The 7,279-nt window shown below is 67.6% G+C and carries 8 protein-coding genes and 1 pseudogene; 8 read left to right on the top strand and 1 reads right to left on the bottom strand.

Annotation, left to right across the window (positions count from 1 at the left end; genetic code table 11):
* The 8 genes from AZG88_RS25585 to mutM all read left to right on the top strand — a co-directional run.
* A partial coding sequence (locus tag AZG88_RS25585; RefSeq protein WP_061042906.1) for a pyruvate carboxylase occupies window positions 1-2,649 on the top strand: 2,649 nt, incomplete at its 5' end.
* Entirely contained in the window at window positions 2,646-3,212 is a 567-nt protein-coding gene (gene rsmD / locus AZG88_RS25580; RefSeq protein WP_061042902.1) for a 16S rRNA (guanine(966)-N(2))-methyltransferase RsmD, read from the top strand. The genes AZG88_RS25585 and rsmD, both read left to right, overlap by 4 nt.
* Window positions 3,209-3,703, top strand: coding sequence for a pantetheine-phosphate adenylyltransferase (coaD, locus tag AZG88_RS25575; RefSeq protein WP_005240440.1), 495 nt, complete (start codon window positions 3,209-3,211; stop codon window positions 3,701-3,703). The genes rsmD and coaD overlap by 4 nt, the downstream gene beginning before the upstream one ends.
* A 108-nt stretch (window positions 3,704-3,811) precedes the next feature.
* The gene (locus AZG88_RS25570) at window positions 3,812-4,585 is read left to right on the top strand and encodes a DivIVA domain-containing protein (protein ID WP_005240442.1); all 774 of its coding nucleotides are present in this window, start codon (window positions 3,812-3,814) and stop codon (window positions 4,583-4,585) included.
* Between the two features lie 157 nt (window positions 4,586-4,742).
* Window positions 4,743-5,303 carry a YceD family protein gene (locus AZG88_RS25565; RefSeq protein ID WP_025432339.1) on the top strand — a complete coding sequence of 187 codons (561 nt, stop codon included), beginning with the start codon at window positions 4,743-4,745 and terminating at the stop codon, window positions 5,301-5,303.
* Between the two features lie 2 nt (window positions 5,304-5,305).
* Window positions 5,306-5,488, top strand: a complete 183-nt coding sequence (rpmF, locus tag AZG88_RS50500) for a 50S ribosomal protein L32 (RefSeq protein WP_005240446.1) — start codon at window positions 5,306-5,308, stop codon at window positions 5,486-5,488.
* Window positions 5,489-5,507: 19 nt separating this feature from the next.
* On the top strand, window positions 5,508-6,266 hold the full coding sequence (rnc, locus tag AZG88_RS25560) for a ribonuclease III (RefSeq protein ID WP_005240448.1): 759 nt from the start codon (window positions 5,508-5,510) through the stop codon (window positions 6,264-6,266).
* Complete coding sequence (mutM, locus tag AZG88_RS25555; protein WP_005240450.1) at window positions 6,259-7,137, top strand: bifunctional DNA-formamidopyrimidine glycosylase/DNA-(apurinic or apyrimidinic site) lyase; 879 nt, start codon at window positions 6,259-6,261, stop codon at window positions 7,135-7,137. The genes rnc and mutM overlap by 8 nt, the downstream gene beginning before the upstream one ends.
* Here the strand turns inward: mutM and AZG88_RS25550 are convergent.
* Window positions 7,079-7,279: pseudogene (locus AZG88_RS25550) on the bottom strand (pyridoxamine 5'-phosphate oxidase family protein); the annotation flags it as partial. The gene mutM and the pseudogene AZG88_RS25550 overlap by 59 nt on opposite strands.

Genomic DNA, 7,279 nt, shown 5'->3' with positions numbered 1-7,279 from the left:
GCGAAGATCTGCGCGGACGCCGTGGCGTTCGCGAAGGAGATCAACTACTCCTGTGCGGGCACCGTCGAATTCCTCCTCGACACCCGCGGCAACCACGTGTTCATCGAGATGAACCCGCGCATCCAGGTCGAGCACACCGTCACCGAAGAGGTCACGGACGTCGACCTGGTGCAGTCGCAGTTGCGGATCGCGTCGGGGGAGACTCTCGCGGATCTGGGGCTGAGTCAGGACAAGATCACGCTGCGCGGTGCGGCGCTGCAGTGCCGCATCACCACCGAGGACCCCGCCAACGGGTTCCGCCCGGACACCGGTCGGATCACCGGCTACCGCACCCCGGGTGGTGCCGGTATCCGCCTCGACGGCGGGACGTCGGTCGGGGCAGAGGTGTCCGCGTACTTCGATTCGATGCTCGTCAAGCTGACGTGCCGCGGCCGCGACTTCGAAACCGCCGTCGCCCGGGCCCGCCGCGCGGTCACCGAGTTCCGCATCCGCGGTGTGTCGACGAACATCCCGTTCCTGCAGGCGGTGCTCGACGACCCCGATTTCAAGGCCGGCCGGGTCACCACGTCCTTCATCGAGGAGCGCCCCCAGCTGCTCACGCTGCGCAGCTCCGCCGACCGTGGCACCAAGATCCTCACCTACCTCGCCGACGTGACGGTCAACAAGCCGCACGGCGAGCGGCCGTCGGCGGTGTACCCGCGCGACAAGCTGCCCCAGATCGACCTGTCCACCCCGCCGCCGGACGGCAGCCGCCAGAAGCTCCTCGCCCTCGGCCCGGAAGGATTCGCCAAGGCACTGCGGGAGCAGAAGGCCCTCGCCGTCACGGAGACCACCTTCCGCGACGCACACCAGTCGTTGCTGGCGACCCGCGTGCGCACCAGCGGTCTGCTCGACGTCGCCGGACACGTCGCCCGGCTGACCCCGGAACTGCTCTCCATCGAGGCGTGGGGTGGTGCGACCTACGACGTGGCGTTGCGGTTCCTGCACGAGGACCCGTGGTACCGGCTGGCCGCGCTGCGGGAGGCCGTGCCGAACATCTGCCTGCAGATGCTGCTGCGTGGCCGGAACACCGTCGGCTACACCCCGTACCCGGAGAAGGTGACGCGGGCGTTCGTCGAGGAGGCCACCAACAGCGGCATCGACATCTTCCGCATCTTCGACGCCCTCAACAACGTCGACCAGATGCGGCCGGCCATCGACGCCGTCCGCGAGACCGGCACCGCCCTCGCCGAGGTCGCCCTGTCCTACACCGGCGACCTGTCGAACCCGAACGAGAACCTGTACACCCTCGACTACTACCTGCGCCTGGCGGAGGAGATCGTCGAGGCCGGCGCGCACATCATCGCGATCAAGGACATGGCCGGACTGCTCCGCGCCCCGGCCGCCACCACCCTGGTGACGGCGCTGCGCACGAACTTCGACCTGCCCGTGCACGTGCACACCCACGACACCCCGGGCGGTCAGCTCGCGACCTACCTGGCCGCGTGGCAGGCGGGCGCCGACGCGGTCGACGGGGCCTCGGCCGCGCTGGCCGGCACCACCAGCCAGCCGGCGTTGTCGGCGATCGTGGCCGCGGCCGCGCATTCGGAGCACGACACCGGCCTGGACCTGCAGGCCGTGTGCGACCTCGAGCCGTACTGGGAGGCGCTGCGCAAGGTCTACAAGCCGTTCGAGTCCGGGCTGCCGGCCCCGACCGGACGCGTCTACACCCACGAGATCCCCGGCGGTCAGCTGTCGAACCTGCGCACCCAGGCGGTGGCCCTCGGTCTCGGTGACAAGTTCGAGGAGGTCGAGGCCAAGTACGCGGCCGCCGACCGGATGCTCGGCCGCCTGGTGAAGGTCACCCCGTCGTCGAAGGTCGTCGGCGACCTCGCCCTGCACCTCGTCGGATCCGGTGCCTCCACCGAGGAATTCAAGGACAACCCGGCGAAGTTCGACATCCCCGACTCGGTGGTCGGATTCCTGCGCGGCGAACTGGGCACCCCGCCCGGTGGCTGGCCCGAACCGTTCCGCACCCGGGCCCTCGAAGGCCGCGGCGAAGCCAAGCCCGAGGTGCCGCTGTCCGCGGAGGACGAGAAGGCCCTCTCCGGCACGTCCACGGAACGCCGCGCGACGCTCAACCGGCTGCTGTTCCCCGGCCCGACGAAGGAATTCCTCGAGCACCGCGACAAGTACGGCGACACCTCGCAGCTCTCGGCGAACCAGTTCTTCTACGGGCTGCGTCGCGGCGACGAACACCGGGTCCGCCTCGCGCAGGGTGTCGAGCTGATCATCGGGCTCGAGGCCATCTCCGAACCCGACGAGCGCGGATACCGCACCGTGATGTGCATCCTCAACGGGCAGCTGCGTCCGGTGTCGGTGCGCGACCGCTCCATCTCCAGTGAGCTGCCCGCCGCGGAGAAGGCCGACAAGAACAACCCCGGCCACGTGCCGGCACCGTTCGCCGGGGTGGTGACCCTCGCCGTGACCGAGGGCCAGCACATCTCCGCCGGCGACACGATCGCGACCATCGAGGCCATGAAGATGGAAGCGGCCATCACCGCCCCCCGCGGTGGCACCGTCTCCCGGCTGGCCATCGGATCGGTCCAGCAGGTCGAGGGCGGCGACCTCCTCGCCGTCGTGGCGACAGGGGAGTCCGCGAGCGAGTGACTCGGATCATCGCGGGACTCGCGGGCGGTCGACGCCTGCGGGTCCCGCCGAGCGGGACCCGGCCCACCTCGGACCGGGTCCGCGAGGCATTGTTCAGCGCACTGCACAGCCGGATGGACCTCGAGGGCGCGTCCGTCCTCGATCTCTACGCGGGCTCGGGGGCGCTCGGGCTGGAGGCGCTCTCCCGGGGTGCGGACCGCGTCGTCCTCGTCGAGTCCGACGCGAAAGCGGCGGGCATCATCAAGAACAACGTGACGACCGTCGGGCTACCGGGCGCGGAAGTGCGCGGCGCTCCGGTGGCGGCGGTGCTCGCGGGCATCGCCGACCGGCCGTACGACCTGGTGATGGCGGATCCGCCGTACGCCGTCGACGACCAGGCGGTGCAGACGGTGCTCGGCCACCTGCGGGTCAACGGCTGGGTCGGCGACGGCTCGATCGTGGTGCTCGAGCGGTCGTCGAGGTCACCCGAGACGGCCTGGCCCGAAGGCTTCGCACCCGTCAAGGCGAAGAAGTACGGCGAGGCGAGAATCGAATTGGCGACCTGCTACGGTCTGGACTCATGACTGGCGCTGTCTGCCCCGGATCCTTCGACCCCGTGACCAATGGCCACCTTGACGTGATCGGCAGAGCTGCCGCGCAGTTCGACGAGGTAATCGTGACGGTCATGGTCAACAAGAGCAAGCGTGGCCTGTTCACCGTCGAAGAGCGCATCGAGATGCTCGAAGACTCGACCAGTGAGCTGCCCAACGTGCGGGTCTCGTCCTGGCACGGCCTGCTGGTGGATTACGCCAAGCAGCAAGGGATCACAGCGATCGTCAAGGGCCTGCGCGGCGCCAACGACTTCGACTACGAGCTGCAGATGGCGCAGATGAACCAGAAGCTCAGTGGCGTCGACACCCTCTTCATCCCGACCAACCCCACGTACAGCTACCTGTCGAGTTCGCTCGTGAAGGAAGTGGCCACGTTCGGTGGCGACGTCTCCGACATGCTGCCCGAGAAGGTCCACGCCCGTCTTCTCGCGAGGATCGCCGAGCGCGCCGCCGAGAGCAGCTGATACCCGACACACCGGCTGCCACGACACACCCTCGGCGTCCGGTCGGGCAGACTTGCACGAAGAAGGCTGCGCCGACCTGCTGAGGGTCATGGATGATTGGGGTTGCTTGTGTACCGGGTATTCGAGGCGCTCGACGAACTTGTCGCGATTGTCGAAGAGGCACGCGGCGTACCGATGACCGCCGGCTGCGTAGTCCCACGCGGTGACGTCCTCGAACTGCTCGACGACGTGCGCGATGCGATTCCCGGTGAACTCGACGACGCCCAGGACGTCCTGGACCACAAGGACAAACTGGTGGGGGACGCGCGGTCCAACGCGGAGAAGACGATCTCCAGCGCCAACGCCGAGGCGAACTCCACCATCGAGAACGCCCGCGACGACGCCGACCGCATTCTGGCGGACGCGAAGGCGCAGGCCGACCGGATGGTCGCCGAGGCCCGCGCGCACGCCGAGCAGTTGGTCGCCGACGCGCGCGCCGAGGCCGAGTCCTCGGTTGCGGAAGGCCAGCGCGAATACGACGCACTCACGGGTCGAGCGCGGACCGAGGCCGATCGCATGATCGAGTCGGGCAAGGCCTCGTACGAGAGGTCCGTTGCGGAGGGTACGGCGGAGCAGGCGCGCCTCGTCTCGCAGACGGAGGTCGTCCAGGAGGCGCACGCCGAGTCGGCCCGGGTGATCGACTCCGCGCACGCCGAATCCGATCGTCTCCGCTCGGACTGCGACCTGTACGTCGACACGAAGCTCGCGGAATTCGAGGACTTCCTGAACGGCACCGTCCGGTCCGTCGGCCGGGGACGTCAGCAGTTGCGGACCGGTTCGGGTGTACCCGACTACGCCTCGGACTACGACGTCGACGACCGTCGCGCCGAGCGTCGCCGCTGAGCGACCGTCGGTCGCCGCACTCGATCGAATTTGGCTCCACCGCGCAGATTGCGTATCGTGGAGTGGTTGCCCTTAGTCGTTTCCCTTTTCTCGAAAGTGAAGTTTGTTGTCATCCCATCGCCACAGCTCATCGCGTTCCCGACGGGACGCGGATTTCGTGCTGGACACGGTCAAACTCGGCCGTCGTCCCGGTTCGATGCGCACCGTGGAACGGGTGGTGACGGCGCCACAGCGCATCGGTCTCGACCTGATCGCCATCGAGGAAGGATCGGAGATCGATCTCGATCTCCGGTTGGAGGCCGTATCCGAGGGGGTCCTGGTCACCGGTTCGTTGCGAGCCGACACCGTGGGGGAGTGCTCGAGATGTCTCGAGCCGTTCTCCGGCACGGTGGACCTGACTCTCACGGAGCTGTTCGCATACCCGGACAGCGCCACGGAAGAGACCACGGAGGAGGGGGAGGTCTATCACGTCGTGGACGACGAGATCGACCTCGAACCCGTCGTGATCGATGCCGTCGGCCTCGCACTGCCATTGCAGCCGCTCTGCAGTGACGACTGCCAAGGATTGTGCCCAGAATGTGGCGTTCGCCTGGCGATTGCCGAATCTGGCCATGGGCATGACATACTTGATCCTCGCTGGGCTGGTCTTGCAGCCAAATTTGGCGTGGAATCAGAACCCAGCAAGAATCTTGTGAACACCGAAGCCGAGGAGAAGTAGAAGTGGCTGTCCCCAAGCGCAGAATGTCGCGATCCAACACGAGGTCGCGTCGCAGCCAGTGGAAGACCACTGTGCCTACTCTCGTCACCTGCCCCAACCGTGGCTGCGGCGAGAAGACGCTGCCCCACGTCGCGTGCCCGTCGTGTGGCACATACAAGGGCCGCCAGGTCACTGCCGCCGTCTAGTTCTCCGCGGAGAGGCGTTGTGACGAGCGACATCAGTAATACACCCGCCGGCGGCGAGGAGGATCATGCTTCCCTCCTCGCCGCCCTCGGCGTAGAAATCGAGCCTTCGCTGCTCACCTTGGCGTTGACGCACCGCTCGTATGCGTACGAGAACGGTGGTCTCCCCACCAACGAGCGTCTCGAATTTCTCGGCGACTCCGTGCTCGGAGTCACCGTGACCGAGAAGCTCTACCTTGCGCATCCGGACAAGTCCGAGGGCGACCTCGCGAAGATCCGGGCGAGCATCGTCAACATGCACGCGCTCGCGGAGGTGGCCCGCACTCTCGGGGAGGGCGGCCTCGGGGCGCATCTCCTGCTCGGTAAGGGCGAGGAGATGACCGGTGGCCGTGACAAGCCGAGCATCCTGGCCGACGGCATGGAGTCGATTCTCGGCGCCATCCACCTCGAGCACGGCATCGACACGGCGCGACGCGTCGTACTCGACCTCTTCAGCGACCTCCTCCAGCGGGCCCCCCGTCTCGGTGCGGGTCTCGACTGGAAGACGAGTCTGCAGGAGTTGACCGCGGAGCGTGGCGTCGGCGTCCCGGCGTACGAGATCACCGCGACCGGCCCGGACCACGACAAGGAATTCACCGCCACCGTGATCATCGGCGGCAAGCCCCTCGGCGTCGGTATCGGCCGCTCCAAGAAAGAGGCCGAGCAGAAGGCTGCGAGCACGGCGTGGAATGCGTTGTCCGACGCAGGCCCCGACGTAGCGGCCGACGACGTCAGTGCCTGAACTACCCGAAGTCGAGGTGGTCCGGCGCGGACTCGAACGCCACATCGTGGGGGCGTCGATCGATTCCGTCGACATCCTGCATCCGCGGGCGATCCGGCGTCATCTGCCCGGCGCCGCCGACCTCGCCGGACAGCTCACCGGCGAACGCATCGCGAGCGCCGACCGTCGTGGAAAGTATCTGTGGCTGGTCCTCGAACCCAGCACCGTCGCTCTCGTGGTGCATCTGGGCATGAGTGGTCAAATGCTCGTGCAGCCACCGGAATTGCCGACCGAGAAGCATCTGCGCATCCGGGCCCGGCTCGATTCCGGTCTCGACCTCCGGTTCGTCGACCAGCGGACGTTCGGGGGCTGGGCGCTGGCACCTCTCGTCGACGTCGACGGATCGCTCGTGCCGGACTCGGTGGCGCACATCGCCCGTGATCCACTGGATCCGCGGTTCGACCTCACGGCGACCGTGAAGGTCGTGCGCGGCAAGCACACCGAGATCAAGCGTGCGCTTCTGGACCAGACCGTCGTCTCCGGCATCGGCAACATCTACGCGGACGAGGCGCTGTGGCGCGCCCAGATCCACGGGAATCGGCTCACCGACAGGCTGAGTGGTCCCAAGATCCGTGAAGTGCTCACGGCCGCGCAGGAGGTCATGCGTGAGGCGCTCACCCAGGGCGGCACGTCCTTCGACGCTCTCTACGTGAACGTCAACGGCGAGTCGGGCTATTTCGACCGTTCGCTGTCCGCCTACGGTCAGGAGGATCGCCCGTGCCCGCGGTGCGGCACCGCGATCCGGCGGGAGAAATTCATGAACCGCTCGTCGTTCAGTTGCCCGAAGTGCCAGCCGGCACCACGGAGAAGCCCGGCGAAATCGTCTGTGTGAGTTCGGCGGTCACGGGCTCGTCGGCGAACTGTCCGTCGGGGTCGTGGCGCGGTGTCGCCTTGGCGTCGAAGTAGTCGCCGCCCTTGCGTTTCACGTCGTCGGTGCCCCACTCACGGTGGCGGGGCACCGGTGCCATTCTCGG

It is taken from the genome of Rhodococcus sp. LB1, assembly GCF_001583455.1.
GTDB classification, from domain to species: Bacteria; Actinomycetota; Actinomycetes; order Mycobacteriales; family Mycobacteriaceae; genus Rhodococcus_F; species Rhodococcus_F opacus.
This window is presented reverse-complemented; position numbering and strand designations above follow the sequence as displayed.